Genomic DNA, 16330 nt, shown 5'->3' with positions numbered 1-16330 from the left:
TCTTCTATCTTTGCATTGTCAAACAAATACTGCAATGAAATCGAGTGAGCTACAAAAGTTGATTCTCGCAAACGGATGGAGGATCGTGCGACAAAACGGGAGCCACGTGATTTATGAGAAAAACGGAGTCAGGTACCCTGTTCCGTTTCACGGAGGCAAAGAGGTGGGTACCGGACTTGAAAAGAAAATCAAACGGGAGATGGGGCTGAAATAGGCCCCTCCCGAAAAAACCCGAGGGGGGGGGCCGAAACCGGGAGAAAGGAGTATAAGATGAAACAGATTACAGCTATTATCGAAAAGAACAGCGACGGCGGATTCAGCGCCTATTGCACCGACGAGATGTTCTCCGGCATGGGAGATACGGCAGAAGCTGCCAAAGAGGACTTGAAACAATCCATCCGGCATTTTGTCGAATCGAGCCGCGAAGACGGCTACCAATACCCGGAATGGCTCGACGGGGAGTACGAGATCGTATATAAATTCGACACGCAATCGCTTCTTCAATACTACGCCGGGATCATCACCCCGGCCGCTTTGGGGAGGTTGTCAGGAATCAATCCCAAACAACTCTGGAGCTATGCACACGGGAAATCCAAACCCCGGGAGGCCCAAGTGAAACGAATCGAGGAGGCGTTGCACCGTTTGGGATCAGAATTATCCTCTCTCTCTTTGTAGTATTTGTTTGACAGCTCATCTATAAAGAGAGCGCCCCGGCCCCGCGAAGGTCGGGGCTTTTATTTGCGCCACAGCGCCATGCAGGCCTCGACCTGGCCGAAGGCGCTTTTTTGGCGGGAATCGTATCCCGCCGAGGCCGACACGCTGAATCGGCCGAAGGTTCGCTGGGCATAGGCTCCGACCCACACCCCACTGCCGTCCGAGGTCATCCAGGCACCCAGCGCGGGGCCCAGTTCCCAGGCGTAAGGTTCGCGGACGAGCTGCACCCGCTCGATCGTCTTGTTGTAGGTCTCGAAGTAGTCAAGCCGGGGCCCCAGCGGTCCCACAACAGGCCCGGCAACCCGTGCGTAATAGGTCGAGTCGCGGTACTCCAGCGTGCGCTCCGTGACCGTTATCTGCACACTGTCACCCACGACGACCGTCCGGTCCACCGTGTCAGCCGGAGCGAACAGCATCCGAGGCACGTTCACCGTCACCGGACGCTCCGTCACCGCGAACGGCTGCGGACGTTCGTAGAACACCGTCTCAATCCGCACCCGCTCGACGATCTCCGGCCGGGAGACGTATCGCCCCAGCCACCACCCTCCGAGGAAGGTGGCGGCCAGGGCGACGATATACCACAACCTCGTTTTCATATCTTCCCGAAATAGCGCAGGAAAGCGAGGTATTTTCGCGTTTCGATATACCCGACGGCATCTTCTCCATCCCTCGCCTCCTGCTCAAACATCGAGTTCGAATAGGCCATGTCGAACGCCTCCCGCCATCCGTGGGTGCACAGACGGACCGACCACGTGAATGCCGCTTCAAGGAAGTAGAGCACGTAGTACATGACCGGAACCGGAACGAACCACCAGCCGCCCCCGAAGATGATTTGCAGGACCAGCGCGACGAGGAATGACAGCATCGTTACCTCTCCGTACTGCTCGGCATGAATGCTTTCGTGCCGCTTAATCCGAAACGACAGCGGCTCCGAGTACTTGGTGCATATATATCCGAACAGCATGGCCGTGGAGTAACCCGACCAAAGCAGACACTTTGCCAGTCTGTTGTCGTAGTAGATCCGTCTCATGTCAGCTTTGGGTTTGGTGGTAGTCGATGCAGGCCATGATCGCCTCGACGTGCATCGCGGCGATCCGCTCGCGGCCCTCCTCCGAGAGCAGGAACCGGCAGTCGCGTTCGGTGTCCATGAAGAAGTTCTCGGTCAGCACCGCCGGGCACTTCGTGTCGCGCAGGATCGCGAAGTTGCTGTCCCAATCGGGATCCGCAGGGTCGGTGCTACCCTTCCGGATCTTCCACTCCTTGCCGAACGCCGCCTCGGCCTTCTCGTAGAAGATGGCCGAATAGCGATCCGACATCGAATCGCCCAGGTAGGTGTGAGCCTCCCAGCCGGTGCCGCCTCCGGCGTTGGCATGGACCGACACCAGCAGGCAGTTCTCCTTCCCGGCGACGTTGCAGATGTCGTTCACCCGGTTGGCACGGACGTACAGCGGCACATCCCGGAGCTCCGGGACGATGATCTCCGCCACGACGCCCCGGGCGTGCAGCCGATCGAAGACCCGGCGCACGATGTCGCGGGCGAATTCATACTCACGCAGGCACGATCCGTCCGGCCACTCGGGCGAGCACTTGCCGGGCGTCTCCTCGCCGTGTCCGTTGTCCAGGAGGATCTTCAGCATGACGGCTCCTCCTCTTCGGTTTCGCGGTCATACCACGCCCTGGCGGCAATGCCGGCCACGAAGCCGACCCCGGCGGAGATCGTCGAGGCGATGCGGATGCCGTCCGGCAGCAGGTTGAACGCCACGATCAGCGCCACCGCTACGGCCACGCCGATCAAAATCCATTTCACTGTCTTTGTCATAGTCTGATGTTTTATTGGGTTGGTTCTTTGGTTTTCTTCGACGCCTCGGCCCGCACGCGGTCGAGCTGCTGGATGAACTCGATCACCTCCTTCATGTCCTGCGTCTTGGCCAGTCCCGCCACGATGTCCGTCACCTTGGCCGCCGAGGAACGCACGGCCCGGAGGTTCTCGCGCACGCTCCACGCCTCGATGCCGACCGCGATCACGGCGGCAGCTCCCGAAGCATAAGGCATCGAGTAGAGGCCGAACAGCAGCCCCAGCACGTCGATGCACATGAAGAGGGCCGTGACCTTGCCGTAGTCACCGAACTTGGTGAAGGTGCGGCGCAGGCCGTGCGAATCGATCGGCTGATGCAGGGCTTTGGCTTTGCGGATCCCGGCGCGCATGTCGATCATGACGGCCACGAGCATCACCGACCAGATGATGATCTCCAACAGGGCGGCCCGCCGCAGGACGATGGCTTCGAGCCCGAACGTATCGAGGAGGATGTCGAACATATCGCTACACAATCAGGATTGCAACCAGGAACGGGAGCCACACGACGACGCCTCCGCAGAGGGTGGCCACAATATCGCGGAGATCCGCCTTGGCGTCGGCCTTCTCCTTGCCGACGGCCGCCGCAATCACCGCTACGACCGAGGCCGTCAGCGCCAGCCACTGGGGAACGAACCACACCAGCGCCAGCAGAACGACAGCCGCAATGTCCGCCCCCAGCGCCTGGTGCTTGTACTTGTCGGCTGGGATTCGGTTCATCCAGCCGACGATCTTGTCGAGTATCCGTTTCATACCATTCCAAGTTTCTGTTTCACCTTTGCCTTGCACGCCTCGCAGTAGTGGAAATACTGCTCGAACTCCTCCGGCTTGGTATCCCGCTGGCGGAGGATAGCCAGTTCGTCATCGGCCGAGTAGCGTTCGCGGATCAAGGCGACGACCTGATCCTCGTAGGACGATTCCGGCTCCGGGATTGGGTCCGGCTCCGGAGTTGGAGGAACATCTTCGTATTCGTATTCGATCGCTCCGTTTCGGTAGTACATCACCGGCAATTTGCCTTCAATCTGTTCGGGCTCGGGGATAGAGTCAATTTGAATCCATCCCTCTTTTTCGTCATTGAGGTAATAGATCGCTATTACCTTACTATCAGAGTCTATCTTAATCTGTAACATAAAGAGAAACGTCTTCAATTCATTAGTGTCCGGTAAAAAATCGCAAAAGTTCTTTGAAAATATTGAAGTATAGGTAATTACAAGGATGGGACGAGTGCGCCGATTTGAATTTATCTTTGCCAGACTATCGTAGAATGGCACATGAATAAAGGAAAATACGTGTTCTCACAGCTTTTAGATTTCCTTGATAAGGATGTATTTTTAAGAATATCAAACAAATACAATGGAAATCGGTATGTCAAGTCTTTCACCTGCTGGAATCAGCTGGCAGTCATGATGTTCGGGCAGCTGTCCAACCGTGAGAGCCTCAGAGACTTAGTTCTTGCGACACAGGCGCACGCAAACAAGGCTTTTCATCTTGGCTTCGGGAAATACGCCTCTAAAAGCACTCTTGCAGATGCCAACACCAAACGCGATTATCGTATCTTCGAGGAGTTCGCCTACAGAGTTATGGCAGAAGCCCAGAAGTGTCGGGCGGTCGAGATATTCAAGCTCGGAGGAAAGGTGTATGCCTTTGACTCCACTACGATTGACCTGTGTCTAAGCGTCTTTGAGTGGGCTTTGTTCCGGAAGAAGAAAGGAGGAGTCAAGATACATACACTTTATGATATTGAGACCCAGATACCGACGTTCTTCCATATCACGCCCGCCAGGCTGCATGATACAAAAGCGATGGATGCCATTCCATACGAGGAGAACTCGTTCTACATCTTCGACCGCGCATACAATGACTTCGGAAGGCTCTTCACCATAAACAGTGTCGGGGCATACTTCGTGGTCAGGGGCAAGAAGAACAACGACTTCAGGCCGATGAGGTGGAAGCGCAGGCTGCCGTCCGGTGTGCTCTCCGATGCCATAGGATACATGGACGGACAGCTGACAATGAGCAAATATCCGGAGAAGATAAGGCGAATCATCTACCTTGACTCCGAATCGGACAGGAAGTTCATCTTCTTTACCAATGCCCTGGACATCAACTCATTGAAAGTGGCGGAACTGTATCACAACAGATGGCAGATAGAGCTGTTCTTCAAGTGGCTGAAGCAGCATCTGAAGATTAAAAAATTCTGGGGCGAGACCGAGAATGCCGTAAGAATCCAAATTTACACAGCCATAACCACCTATTGTATGATAGCGATTGTGCAGAAAAAGATGAGTATCGAACGGTCAATCTACGAGATGCTCCAACTTGTAAGCATCTCACTTACAGAAACTATCTGCCTAAAAGACCTCTTTGCAAAACCTAACTGCAATATTGTCAATGAACTGGATGGTTCTACCGAACCTACTTTGTTTTAATTGTTAAACTTTTTAATAACTAGTCCGAAATTTTACCGGACACGAGTGTCTTCAATTATTAAATGATTATACATATCTACCATATATACTTGCTTCTCATATAAAGAAGTTTTACGAACAGATAAAACACCTCCATCGCCAATTACAAAATCAATGAACTGCTGTCTATTTACAGAATTAGTAATATCATAAGGATATGTGAAAACAAGTTTACCTTGTGGAGAATATACTATAGTGTATTTATTGGTATTAAAAGCTACATTGCAATCACTACTTGGATAAGGTGAGAACAAACACCCTTTTTGATTATTATCGCCACTTATAGCAATATTGCCTTTAATAATATTTCCATTTTTAAAAATATAATAATGAGTATTATCACCCATTTCGATAGGGAAACTTAAAGGCTCAAAAGAGAAATCAGACAAATTAACTTTATACCCATCTACTGTAAAAGCCGTACCTTCTGTATATCTAATAAATCCATGCTCGTTCTCTATCGTCTGTAACAGCTCGCCATCTTTGCTGTACACATACACATTAGACAACTGGTAACGATGGAAATAATACACCTTTTCATCAATAGCATATACACTCCCATAATATTGAAGACCACTGGGATTTTCAAGGTATTTGCCTTCACCAGTATCTTCATTGTACATATAAACTAATGTAGAAATATTACAGGCTGCAAAAAATACATTATTCCCAATTTTACAGCATAAGTTTCTATCATGGCCAGATTCTGTTCGATTAAAATAATTAGATAAATTAAGATCATAAATTTTCTGAAGAGTAAGGCTTAATTTAACTACGTGACCCTGACATAATACATAATATCCGGAATCATCAAATCTATATACAGCATAGCAATTATATCCTACGAGAGGGTATAAATCTATAATCTGACGCATAGGATAGCCCATTCCTATATTTGCCCGGGCTTGTTTTTGTTGCTCCTCCGTGAGGGTCTGCGGCGAGAAGAGAACCGCATCGCCCACATCGGCACGATTCTCGGAAACGACATACTGCCCCAACGCCTCATTCCACGTCGCCCAATACTTTGCCCCCTCCACCTCGACAATCTTCGGAGGATTGTCGGCCAGCGTCCGAACCCGGGCGGCTTCGTCCTCCGCTTTTCGGGTCGCCTCCTCACTGTTCCGGATCGCCTCGGCGGTGTTCTCCTCACGTTTCGTCTCCGCCGCCTGGCGTCCCGCCTCGGCCGTCTGACGGGCCGACTCATTCGTCACCCGCGTCTGCTCGGCCAGGGTCCGCTGCTGTTCTGCCGCGACGCGCCCCTGCTCGGCCGTAGCTCGGGCCTGTTCCGACGCCTCCCGGCCCTGCTCGGCCTGCTTGCGGAGCCGCTCGGCCTGCTCCATCACGGCCTCTGTCTCCTTGAGCTGCTCGACCATCGCCAGCGCAGCCCCGGCCGCCTGGACAGGCGCCTCGGCATACTCCTCCTCGGTCAACTCCGAATCGGGATTGTACTTCTTGAAAAGCTCATAAGCCGAAGCTCCCGGCACCCCTGCTTCAAAATTGGAAGTGCCCAAATCCAACGACTCGATTTCAAGACCCGGATATTCGGCCGAACCGCTCTCCGCTTCCTCGCAAGACCGAGCGACCAGGCAGAAGGCATCGCACCGGTCGACGACCGTCTGCCCTTCCTTCCCCAGGTTCTCCCACATGGTCACTGTGTATGGGCCGACATAACGCTGGTCCGATCCCTCGAATACGAACTCTGCCACGTTCCCGTCAGCTACGAACGACAGCGTCGTCCGCACCCGGTTTCCGGACGAGATTTCGAGCGTGAGATCACGCCCTGCCAGTGTTTCGGGTTCTCCGCCCGTCAGGATCGACCAACGGATCTTCAATGTCTTGCCTATGCGTTTCTTTTCCATACTATTTAGTCTGCAGCTTGAACAATCGTGATCGAGCGAGTCAGCAACTCGTCCTCCCGGATTCCTATGACAACCGGATCATACGTTATCTGTTGCCCCGACGTATTGGCCGGCACAACCACCTCTGCTCTATATATATAGCCAGACGGTTCTACCGAAACTACCAAACGTGCGTCTTTTGAAACGACATAAGGAGTCCCTCCGGTGACCACGTCTATCGGTTCCATTCTGCCTGCCGCCGGCGAATTCAACGAGATGTCTCCATCTTCATAATCGAGATAAAGTCCATATTTTTTGATATCTCGAGGTCTTAAGCCCAGCAATTCGGAGCCGTTCATGATATACAGACAATCGCCGCACACCGCCGCATCCACGTCCGTGTCGAACAACAGATCATCCTGCCGCCCGGTCCTCGCGTCATAATAGGTTACGACCCTCTGATTGACGGCATCCATGTATATGAACGCGACAATTGCGCAATTTCCGACGACCCGCTGGCCAAATGACGACAAGACGCGGGGAACAGAGATTCTCTCAATCACTGTCGGAGCATCGAAGAGCTTCCCGGACCTCCGCCGAACCGAATACCGGACCTTGGGGATCGTCATTTCATCAATAGCCACCACCAGCGAGTCCGACACGAATGCCACCAGGAGATCCGACGCTTCGATCTTCTCCGAGGAATGCAACTCATAGTTGTGCCACCAGGTCGAGCCATCGGAACATGTCAGCACGTAGCCGTTCGACATGAGCATCATATTGGTTGCCACTATCGACAGATCAGTCCGGGACAATATTTCCATATCGTCCGACATAAGCACAATGGCCGTCTTCTCATATATATTCTTGACCATAGATACCCACACCCGCCGATCGGCATCGTACAATGCCGTTGTTATATCGAATTCAATCTGGCCTATCTGATCTTCCGGCAACTCCGACGAATCAATACTCGAAAGAATATTTCCGGCATTGTCTACGGCATAGACAATACCATCGGACATTTGAATGACGACAGCCCCAAGTCCCTTTCGCACCTGAACACCTTTCCCATACAATGATATATCACGAATCTCATTCGTGTCAATATCGAGAATAACCACCCGACATATATCATCTCCAACAACAAGGAACAGGGATCGGTATAACGAGCACGACAATCGCACAGATTCAGAGAACGACCGAATCAATTTAAGTTCCGACCCAATGAGCGAGACGCTCCGTCGTAATTCTCGAAGTTGTACGCTGTACACCTGCCGAGACGCATGCAGTTCCAGCGAATTGACATAATATTCTGCCCCTGTAAATCGGTCATCAACAAAAATCGAGTTCATATCTACCGGCCCTCGACATCTCAATTCTCCATCCAATTGCCTTACGACCGTTGACCGCAATTTCACGACCGTCTCTCCAACCACGTGCAACAGATCACCTCGTTCTCGGGCAGACAACCATGATACCACTGCCGATCCGTCGGAATTAAGAATCGGGCAAGTCAGAAAAGCTTCCATATTCGCATAATAGCCGGCATCCCTGATCGGCACATCGACACGACACTCATCGGCCCTGTTCTTCGAAACAGGCATTGTTACAGAAATAGAATCCGACCGTTCATTATCAGTCCCAGCCCCTATTGAAATATCGGATATTGCAAAAAATCCGGTTGGCGTAAAACCGTCCCCATTGTAAGCATATATTCGTAATGAAAGGTCGTATTTCTCCAACCCCGGTGCCTCTGAAATTGAAATCTGAACCTCTTCTCCCGGCAAAGACACCGGATCTATCAGATAAGATTCGTTGCTGATATTCGACGACTCGACGACGACGTTCGGAGAATAATCCGCCTGATCAGCCTCCCAATGCCGGTCTTCATTATCCCATACCAATGTCTCCGACTGCGTCCTGGCTATCACAACGATATTCGCAGACAGCTTATCTACAGGACGCATATTCGCAATTCGAAGAGATACGGATATCTCCGATCCGGATCCGATATGTATCGAATAGGGAAATTTCATCCAAACTGGCTGCTTGTAACCGTAATAAACGAATCGGGACCTCAAATATCCGACGTACATGACATGCGTCGTATCACGATCCACCGTCCACATCTTATCATCGTAAAATATTCGGCTGGAATCACCGCTTCGGCCATTATCAACCGAGACTATCACATTTCGATATGGCGCACACAATTGAAGTTCCGAGGATGCCCGGATATCACATTTCTCCTGCCACATGCGCACAGAGCGAGAGCGCGTTCCTCCTATAACCTGTTGCGGATAAAACAGAGGCGGTCGAAACGATCCGCTCAAAGAATCGATTCCCCTGCAATGAATGACGCCGTAGGCCTGAAAAATCTGGGCCATAAAAGGTTTCAGGATCAATTCAAGGACTTTTTTCCATGAAATATCGGTTTGGATATCGTAAATTCGAGTGCGATCCAGATAGATGTTTTCCATCGACCGCTCCAATCCACCAACTCCGTCAATCGACACCCAGTCAGAGACCGGCAGATCCAAAGACAGCATTTCAAGGCATTCATTCAGGATTGAACGCATGGAAGACATTCCATAATATCTCGACGCGCCGGCATTTAAATACGGCATACTGTCGAGAAGCGCGAATCCATCCGTCGCCGAAAGTGTCACCACATACGGGGGCCGGGCGAATGTCTCCTTGTAGCTGCTGGCCGAGAGAAACCCGCGCCACAGAAAGAGCTGTCGGTCCTCTCCGGATTCATCGGTCCGGTACTCGTAGATCGTGACGCGGAACTTCAACGGATCGACCGAGAAGAGCGACAGATACTCCATGTCGTCGACGCAGAGAATCTTCAACGTCAGCGAACTGCCTTTCACGGCCGTGTACTCCGGATCATCCGAATTTCCCCACTTCAACGTGAAGACATCCGAATAGGGACGTATCCGCAAGGCGGTCGCATCCGTAAGAGCCACAGCGTCGCGCTCCTCGATCTCGATCCGGTAGAGGAGGCGATCGCGCATCTTCGAGCGGTACTCGCAAAGGTATTTCAATCCATAGTCAGCCATCACGCAAGGGCATTCACATAGTTAATCTTCGCCTGCTCCCGGCTGATCGCGAGCACCAGGTCCGAGCCGCTCAACCGGAACGTGCCGCCCACAAACTCGATCGTCTGACGTCCGAGCCCGTACTGGCGGAGTTTCGACAGCGGGGCGATCACCTCGGGGTCGCTTCCGGCGCCGCGGTTATCGCCCACCAGGGCCATCGTCGGGCCGTAGGCCAGACCGCCCTCGGCAAGAGCTACCCCACCCTCGTTTCGCTTGTTGAACGAGTTGATCATGGCCTGCCCGGCCGCGATCGCCGCAATACCGACAGTAATAGCCGCCCACGGATTATTGAAAATAGCCGCAAGCGTTTCTTTAATAGCCAGCATCTCAAACCCGAGATCAATCAACTGCTGTCCCAACGCTTTGAGGAACTGCCCCATCACCTTCACGATGCCGCCAAGCAGGTCATTGAACGTTCCGTCTCCGGAAAAAATATCTCCGAGCCCTTCACCAATGGATGTCGCCACATTGGTGAAGAGGTTACGAATCGCCGGCATGGCATTCAACACCAATCCCTGCGCCTCGGCCACGAAGTTCGACAGGTTCGCAGCGAAATTCTGCCGGGCCTCCGTCCAGTCGCTCTCCGGAGGATTGATCGCATTCGGGTCGAACTTCAACGGGGTGATGCCCTTTCCGAACAGATTTCCCGTGTCGCCCGCAATGGATTCACTGTTTCCGATCGTCTGAAGCCGTTCCAACTCGTCACGCAATTCGGCAATCGAGAGGGCCAGATTGTGGATCTCCGAGGTAGATGCCGCCTTCGTCTTGGCCTCTTCCAGTTTGGAGATTTTGTCCGTCAACTCGCCGATCAATCCGGAGGCCTTGTTCGAATCGGCACTCGTCGTATTAATCGTTTTCAGCCACTCCTCCGCTTGAATCCGGGCCTGTTCCATGGCCTGGTTCGCTTCATCCTGCGCCCGAGCCTCATCTTCCAGCATCTGCTTCTTCTGCTCGATGGCCCTCACCAACAAGGACTCTTCTGCGTACAGGTCTTTCAACTGCGACCGATCGGGGGCGTCTTCGATGGAAAACATATTGAACGCTGCCCCACTTCCCCGAACAACAAGCCGCTTCCGCGTCGTTTCATCTACGATCTTCTGCTGCTTCGCCCGGTTGGCTTCAAGCCGACGTTCAAGACCTTCAAGAGAGTCGGAGTCCGCAAGGCTTTTTATCTGACCCTGCACATCCGAATACGCGAGATAGATGATTGACACCATCGCCGCAATAGCACCGAGAGGGCCGGCAAGCGAGGCCAGTCCGGCCTTGACTGCCGGCAACATCTTGATGATCGACCCCAAGCCGATCGACAGCGGCCCGAGTGAAGCGGCAAGGCCTCCGATGACAACGGTCACGGTCTTGGCCGTCGGAGGCAAGCCCTGCAACCACCCGGCAAAGTCTTTCAGTACGTTGGCCACAGCCTGAACCATCGGCATCAGGACTTTCCCGATCTCCTCCCCGACGTCGCCGATCGAGTTCTTCAACTGTTGCAGCGGGCCGAGACCCGTCTCGGCGGCCGATTCGGCGAATCCCTTGTAGTTTTCGAGGATAAACTTCACCGCCTCGCCGTTCTTCATCTGCTCGACGGTCAGTTCTTTCAGTTTCGGGATGCTCTCGCCCAGCTCGCCGGAGAGACCTCCGTAGGTCTTCGCCAGGTTCTTCACGGCGCTGTCGAGCGTCATGCCCGTCGCCGAGGAGAGCTGCGCCGCCGCCTCGATCGTGTCGTTGATCTGCTGTTCGGTCAGCCCGAGCGACGCCAGGAAGGCCTGCTGTCCGATGATCTCCTCGTCGCCGAACAGCGAGCGCGACTGCAACTCACCGGCCTGCCGGATCAGCCGCTGCTGGATGTCCTCGCGCCCGCGCAGGGCCGTGAGCAGCCGTTGCTCATTCTTGAGCTGGACGTCGGCCGCCTTCACACTGACAGCCGCGGTCGCTGTCAACGGAGCCGTCACGTAGAGCGACCAACTCTTTCCAAAGCTGGTGAGATCCTTTTGCAGGCTTTTCAACTGCTTCCGTACATCGTAGGACATTTTTTCAATCCCCAACGTATCGGCGGCAAGTTTAATCAGCAGCTCCGCTATTTTTTTTGCCATTGCTGCTCCAATTTTTGCACATCGCGCAGCGCCTCCTCACGCATCCGCGCCATTTCCCGTTTTGTGATTTTCCGCTCGCCCGTCGACGACCGCCGCCCGGACGACTTGTCCCACGGAAGAGGCAGCACCTCCTCCATTCCCCGGCCCTTCATGTCGCACATCGACGCCATGATGGCGAAGCTACCCCAGCGCTGGATGTTCATCGCCGTGCGGAAGTCGTACTCCCGCCGCCGCATGAACCCCTGTTCGGCCGCCTCGAACTCCGCAAGGGTCATCCATTCGAAGTCCGCGGGGGCGATGCCCAGCATCCCGACCGCTACGGCATAGAGTCGGGCGTAGGTGATTTCCGGGGCCTCCTCCGCTCGGGCACGGCCTGTTCTGCGGCGACCTCGGGGTTTGCGGGCCGGGCCGCCGTCGGAAAAACCGGACTGCCGTTGCCGAGCGACTGGCGGAACATCGTCAGCAGGACGGGCAGCAGCGCCGGATCCTCGTCGATCAGGTCGACCACATTGTCCGGCGTGTAGTGTTTCGGCTCGCCGCTCTTGCGGGCGCCGTCGGTCATGGCCTCGGCCGTGACGGTCGCGACGATCTCGATCAGCCGTCCGAACGGCATGTCGGGGACGATCGCCTCGCGGGCCAGCGTGTCGAGTTTGAGACCCAGCTGGTCAGCCGTGGACGCCAGCGCGCGGATCCCGAAGTTGACCGGATAGGTCCGGTCGTTGGTTGTGAATTGCTGCAGCATCTTGTTTCGTGTTTAACCGGCGGAGGAGATCCCTCCGCCGGAGTTGTCATATTCGGCCGGTTACTCCACCGGAGCCAGGCCGTAACCCTTGAACGAGGCCTTGTAGGTCGCCTTCTGCGCCACCGTCTCGCTGACCTCGAAGCTGTCGATCACACACTTGCAGGTGTAGGACTTTTCGGTCGTGCCCTCGATGGCCAGTTTGACCACCACGTCCACCGACTGCCCCTGCATCGCCTGGGCAATCATATCGGGCGTGTCGTGGGCATTGGGCGGATCGCCGGCGCTCTCCCGGACGCAGACCAGGCCGTCCACCGATGCCGTGAAGGCCACTTTCGTAAGTTCGTACTCCGGGCCCTTGGTGTCCTTGGTTTCCCACTCCTCGAACTCGGGCGTGATCGTGAATGTGTGCGTCTGCGCATGGTAGACGCTCTTGTCGGCGCACATCATCGTCAGGTTGCGCCCTTTGCCTGTCTTCATTGCCATATCAAAGAATATTGAAGGTTAATTCGTAACTGGAAAGGCGCTCGTCCGCATACATCACGAACTTGCGGCCCTGGTAATAGAAAGCATAGCCTTCGGAGAGTTTCCCGCCGACAGCTTCGACGATGCGGTCAGCCAGCATCCGGGCCTCGCGTTTGGTCTGCGCCACGACGGTCACGACGGTCGTATCCGTATCGCCCGCATTGCCGTCGTAGGTCTCGACGGACTGCGACTCCTCGGAGTAGGCCACGAACGGAGGCTGCACCTCCGCCGGAACGACATCCGGGTAGATCTTCTCCTTCGGCAGGACGGCCGACAGCAGTTGCACAAGAGTCTCGGTCGAGGTCATATCTTTCGGAAATTACGGTTGACAAATCGCTCGATGGCCGACGTCAGATCCGCCCCGAAGTCGTTGACCGAGGCATCGGCCGACTGGTTGAAGGCTTCGCGCAGGAAGGGTCGCGCCTTCATGCCGCGGGTCCTCGCAGCGTAGACCACCCCACCCTCGCGGCCCGGGAATTTGAGCGCCCGCAGCTTCTTGTTGCGGGGGCGGCGGTCCTTCGTGCCGTCGTGCACGAAGCGGGCGTAGAAGGCGTTGACCTTGCCGTTCTTCGTCACGCTGAAGACCGGACCCACGGCCATCGGGATGACCGTCGGGACGCGATCCTTGCGCAACGACACCACGCCGATCGAGCGGCTCAACTGCCCGGTGCGCTTCGGAGCCCGGGCCCGGGCCGTCGCAACCATCGGCTGGGCCGACTTGCGCAGCGCCTGCCGCACGAGCGTGCGCTGCATCTGGTCGGTCAACTGGTCGAAGATCCGGACCGCCTCCGAATAGCCGCTGATCTTAATATCCTGCGTCATAGTCCAGGTCGTTCAACGTGATGAGAATGTGCAGCTTCTTGCGGAATCCCTCCTCGTAGACGCTTTCGATCGGGCGGCGACGCCCGTCGATCTCGACGAGCATCCGCGCATCCACGGCCGGCGAACGTCCGTCGTCGCCCTTCACGTAAGGGATGGTCAGCACGGCCGACCCTTCGTGGACGATGCGCGAGGCGAAGAGGTTCTCGCGGCCGCCGCTCTCGGTCTTTGTGGCCCAGAACGAGCGCCACGGGGTCGGTTCGCCGACGATCTCGCCGCCGGCGTCCTGCGTCGTGGCGGGGCGCAGCAGCGTGATTCTAACCTTTCCGGCCGGCATAGGGCGTCATGCGATAAGGGTTCAACAAGCGTTCGACGGTCACGGGGAGCGCCGAGACCGAGCGTCCGATCACGGCATCGCCGTCCGCCTCGCAGAGCGTCCCGGCGCGGAGCGCCACCGCCGCCTCGATGTTCCCGGGGAGGATGATCCCCCCGACGTCTTCCGGTTCGCGGGTGAGCGTATCGCGGTAGTCGCTGTATCCGCAGACCGCCTCGACCCGCACCCGGGCCCGCTGGCGCCGGGTGGAGAGGGTCGGGAGCGAGAAGATCTCGATGGCGGTGGACTGCTCCGAGGCGAGGAGCTCGTAGGACGACGGATCGAGCGTCTGCTCGCGGTCGTCGGCGTCGAAGTACTTCACCGACCGGATACTCAACACGGGGGCCGTCGGCAGGTCGAGCAGCGGTTCGAAGCGGTCGAAGGCGAACGTCACGACGCTGCGCACCAGGATCCGGTTCGTGTACTGCTCGGCAATGTCGAAGGCCGCGTAGACGTTCCGCACGGCATTCTCGTAGAGATCGCCGTCTTCGGGGACGAGCCGCATCTGCCCGCCGACAATCCGCTCGATAACCTGCCGCGGATAGACCTTTTCCGTTCGGTTGAGTATCATGGCCGCAGAGGTTTAGGCACCGGCACCCATTTCGAGGTACTTCACCGGATGCGTTCCGGCGTCGACCAGGTTGCCGTCGGCGCGGACGTGGCCCATGAAGCCCACTTCGAGTTTGTCGGCATACTTCTCCTTGAAGATCGTCATGCGGATGCCCTGCACCATGCGGAGATGGTAGTACTTGAAGTCGCCGAACGCAATCGGCTTGGCGCTCGCAGCGATGTCGGGCATCGACTCGTTGATGATGACCCGGCGGCCGAGGATCCGCGAGATGACACCGGTCTGCGCGTCGGTGATGAAGATCGGGCGGCCGTTCTTGTCGACGATCTTCAGAATGGCGGCCAGCGTTGCCGAGTTCATCATGAACGCACCGCGCTCGGGGTTGCCGTAGGCATTGTCGACCGAAGCCTGGAGCGATACCAGATCGTCGTAGGTGACAGCCGTGTCCGATGCGGCAGTTGCGCCCTTGGTGGCAGCCGTGAGCAGCGCATTGATGTCGTTGGTTCCGGTACCGGTTCGGGTCGCCAGTTCCTGCAGACCGCGGCGCACGCACTCGGAGACCGCCTCGACGATCGTCGCCTCGACATCGACGTTCGTACCTTCGAGCAGCGCAATGTGGATCGGGAAGATCGGCGTCACGTAGTCGTAGGCGCTGATCGTCACGCCCTTGAACTGCACCTTGTCAGTCGTGTTCGCATCGCCCTCGTTCAACTTCTTCAACGCCTTGTCGGTGGTGTTGAGCGTGGACTTCGTGTAGGGGATCGCGTTCTGGGTAATCACCAGATCGACCGCCTCGAGGAAGGTGCCGGTCGACTTGAGGGCGTGCACGACCTGATCCGCCACGAGTTTCGGAATGATGATCTGATTCTCCGACGTGCCGGTGAACAGTTCGGCACGCAGTTCGGGCTTGACATCGCCCTTGGTGGCAGCACCGCGCACATAATCGATGAAGGCCGAGCGCAGCTCCTCCTGGTGCTGGGCGGCACGCTCTGCGGCCGTCTTGCCCGAATCGCCGCCGACACGGCGTGCCGAAGCTGCCGCGCGCGCCTCGTCCTCCTCGAGCAGCGCAATACGCTCGTCGAGGGCTTCGTACTCTCTTTTCAGGCCATCATACTGGGCCCGCTCCTCGGGGGTGAAGCCCTTGGCCTCACGCTCCTCGGCCACATCCAGCATCTGCGACATCCTGGCCGCCAGCGCTGCACGCTCTTCCTTGAGTTCTTTGATTGTCTTCTTCATG

General features: G+C 55.9%; 21 protein-coding genes. 3 read left to right on the top strand and 18 right to left on the bottom strand.

Annotation, left to right across the window (positions count from 1 at the left end; translation table 11 throughout):
- Positions 1-34 precede the first annotated feature (34 nt).
- Positions 35-214 (top strand): type II toxin-antitoxin system HicA family toxin, encoded by a 180-nt coding sequence (locus B5G16_RS13005; protein WP_087261694.1) that lies wholly within the window; start codon positions 35-37, stop codon positions 212-214.
- Between the two features lie 56 nt (positions 215-270).
- Positions 271-675 (top strand): type II toxin-antitoxin system HicB family antitoxin, encoded by a 405-nt coding sequence (locus tag B5G16_RS04670; protein ID WP_087261692.1) that lies wholly within the window; start codon positions 271-273, stop codon positions 673-675.
- Between the two features lie 59 nt (positions 676-734).
- Here the strand turns inward: B5G16_RS04670 and B5G16_RS04665 are convergent, their stop codons facing one another.
- The 7 genes from B5G16_RS04665 to B5G16_RS12530 are packed head-to-tail and all read right to left on the bottom strand — an operon-like array spanning position 735 to position 3567.
- Positions 735-1310 carry a DUF6808 domain-containing protein gene (locus B5G16_RS04665; RefSeq protein WP_087261690.1) on the bottom strand — a complete coding sequence of 192 codons (576 nt, stop codon included), beginning with the start codon at positions 1308-1310 and terminating at the stop codon, positions 735-737.
- Positions 1307-1744 (bottom strand): hypothetical protein, encoded by a 438-nt coding sequence (locus B5G16_RS04660; RefSeq protein WP_087261688.1) that lies wholly within the window; start codon positions 1742-1744, stop codon positions 1307-1309. The genes B5G16_RS04665 and B5G16_RS04660 overlap by 4 nt, the downstream gene beginning before the upstream one ends.
- A gap of 1 nt (position 1745) precedes the next feature.
- The gene (locus B5G16_RS04655; protein WP_087261822.1) at positions 1746-2348 is read right to left on the bottom strand and encodes an N-acetylmuramoyl-L-alanine amidase; all 603 of its coding nucleotides are present in this window, start codon (positions 2346-2348) and stop codon (positions 1746-1748) included.
- Complete coding sequence (locus B5G16_RS12535) at positions 2345-2533, bottom strand: hypothetical protein (RefSeq protein WP_143260827.1); 189 nt, start codon at positions 2531-2533, stop codon at positions 2345-2347. Before B5G16_RS12535 ends, B5G16_RS04655 begins: the two co-directional genes overlap by 4 nt.
- 11 nt (positions 2534-2544) lie before the next feature.
- The gene (locus B5G16_RS04650; RefSeq protein ID WP_087261686.1) at positions 2545-3030 is read right to left on the bottom strand and encodes a hypothetical protein; all 486 of its coding nucleotides are present in this window, start codon (positions 3028-3030) and stop codon (positions 2545-2547) included.
- Positions 3031-3034: 4 nt separating this feature from the next.
- Positions 3035-3319 (bottom strand): hypothetical protein, encoded by a 285-nt coding sequence (locus tag B5G16_RS04645; protein ID WP_087261684.1) that lies wholly within the window; start codon positions 3317-3319, stop codon positions 3035-3037.
- Positions 3316-3567 (bottom strand): hypothetical protein, encoded by a 252-nt coding sequence (locus B5G16_RS12530; protein ID WP_143260826.1) that lies wholly within the window; start codon positions 3565-3567, stop codon positions 3316-3318. The genes B5G16_RS04645 and B5G16_RS12530 overlap by 4 nt, the downstream gene beginning before the upstream one ends.
- Positions 3568-3837: 270 nt before the next feature.
- On the opposite strand from B5G16_RS12530, the gene B5G16_RS04635 reads away from it, so the two are divergent.
- Positions 3838-4995 (top strand): IS4 family transposase, encoded by a 1158-nt coding sequence (locus B5G16_RS04635; protein ID WP_087261680.1) that lies wholly within the window; start codon positions 3838-3840, stop codon positions 4993-4995.
- A gap of 32 nt (positions 4996-5027) precedes the next feature.
- On the opposite strand, the gene B5G16_RS04630 is transcribed toward B5G16_RS04635, so the two are convergent.
- Genes B5G16_RS04630 through B5G16_RS04580 form a run of 11 tightly spaced genes read right to left on the bottom strand, consistent with a single transcriptional unit; the run spans position 5028 to position 16329 of the window.
- The gene (locus tag B5G16_RS04630; protein WP_087261678.1) at positions 5028-6893 is read right to left on the bottom strand and encodes a cell envelope integrity protein TolA; all 1866 of its coding nucleotides are present in this window, start codon (positions 6891-6893) and stop codon (positions 5028-5030) included.
- A gap of 5 nt (positions 6894-6898) precedes the next feature.
- Positions 6899-9940, bottom strand: a complete 3042-nt coding sequence (locus B5G16_RS04625; protein WP_087261676.1) for a hypothetical protein — start codon at positions 9938-9940, stop codon at positions 6899-6901.
- A complete protein-coding gene (locus tag B5G16_RS04620; RefSeq protein WP_143260825.1) occupies positions 9940-12069 on the bottom strand; it encodes a hypothetical protein in 2130 nt (709 codons plus the stop codon). The genes B5G16_RS04625 and B5G16_RS04620 overlap by 1 nt, the downstream gene beginning before the upstream one ends.
- Positions 12054-12377 (bottom strand): hypothetical protein, encoded by a 324-nt coding sequence (locus tag B5G16_RS04615; RefSeq protein ID WP_087261671.1) that lies wholly within the window; start codon positions 12375-12377, stop codon positions 12054-12056. The genes B5G16_RS04620 and B5G16_RS04615 overlap by 16 nt, the downstream gene beginning before the upstream one ends.
- Positions 12378-12385: 8 nt before the next feature.
- Positions 12386-12811 carry a hypothetical protein gene (locus B5G16_RS04610; RefSeq protein WP_087261669.1) on the bottom strand — a complete coding sequence of 142 codons (426 nt, stop codon included), beginning with the start codon at positions 12809-12811 and terminating at the stop codon, positions 12386-12388.
- Between the two features lie 60 nt (positions 12812-12871).
- Positions 12872-13294: a phage tail tube protein gene (locus B5G16_RS04605; RefSeq protein ID WP_087261667.1), complete on the bottom strand. Its 423-nt coding sequence runs from the start codon at positions 13292-13294 to the stop codon at positions 12872-12874.
- A 1-nt stretch (position 13295) separates the two neighbouring features.
- A complete protein-coding gene (gene gp17, locus B5G16_RS04600; protein ID WP_087261665.1) occupies positions 13296-13640 on the bottom strand; it encodes a tail completion protein gp17 in 345 nt (114 codons plus the stop codon).
- Positions 13637-14155, bottom strand: coding sequence for an HK97-gp10 family putative phage morphogenesis protein (locus B5G16_RS04595; RefSeq protein ID WP_087261663.1), 519 nt, complete (start codon positions 14153-14155; stop codon positions 13637-13639). The genes gp17 and B5G16_RS04595 overlap by 4 nt, the downstream gene beginning before the upstream one ends.
- Entirely contained in the window at positions 14139-14489 is a 351-nt protein-coding gene (locus tag B5G16_RS04590; protein ID WP_087261661.1) for a phage head completion protein, read from the bottom strand. The genes B5G16_RS04595 and B5G16_RS04590 overlap by 17 nt, the downstream gene beginning before the upstream one ends.
- On the bottom strand, positions 14470-15096 hold the full coding sequence (locus tag B5G16_RS04585; protein ID WP_087261659.1) for a hypothetical protein: 627 nt from the start codon (positions 15094-15096) through the stop codon (positions 14470-14472). The genes B5G16_RS04590 and B5G16_RS04585 overlap by 20 nt, the downstream gene beginning before the upstream one ends.
- Before the next feature lie 12 nt (positions 15097-15108).
- On the bottom strand, positions 15109-16329 hold the full coding sequence (locus tag B5G16_RS04580; protein WP_087261657.1) for a phage major capsid protein: 1221 nt from the start codon (positions 16327-16329) through the stop codon (positions 15109-15111).
- Position 16330 lies beyond the last annotated feature (1 nt).

Origin of the sequence: Alistipes sp. An66, assembly GCF_002161445.1 — a bacterium.
In the GTDB taxonomy this organism is placed as follows: domain Bacteria; phylum Bacteroidota; class Bacteroidia; order Bacteroidales; family Rikenellaceae; genus Alistipes; species Alistipes cottocaccae.
This window is presented reverse-complemented; position numbering and strand designations above follow the sequence as displayed.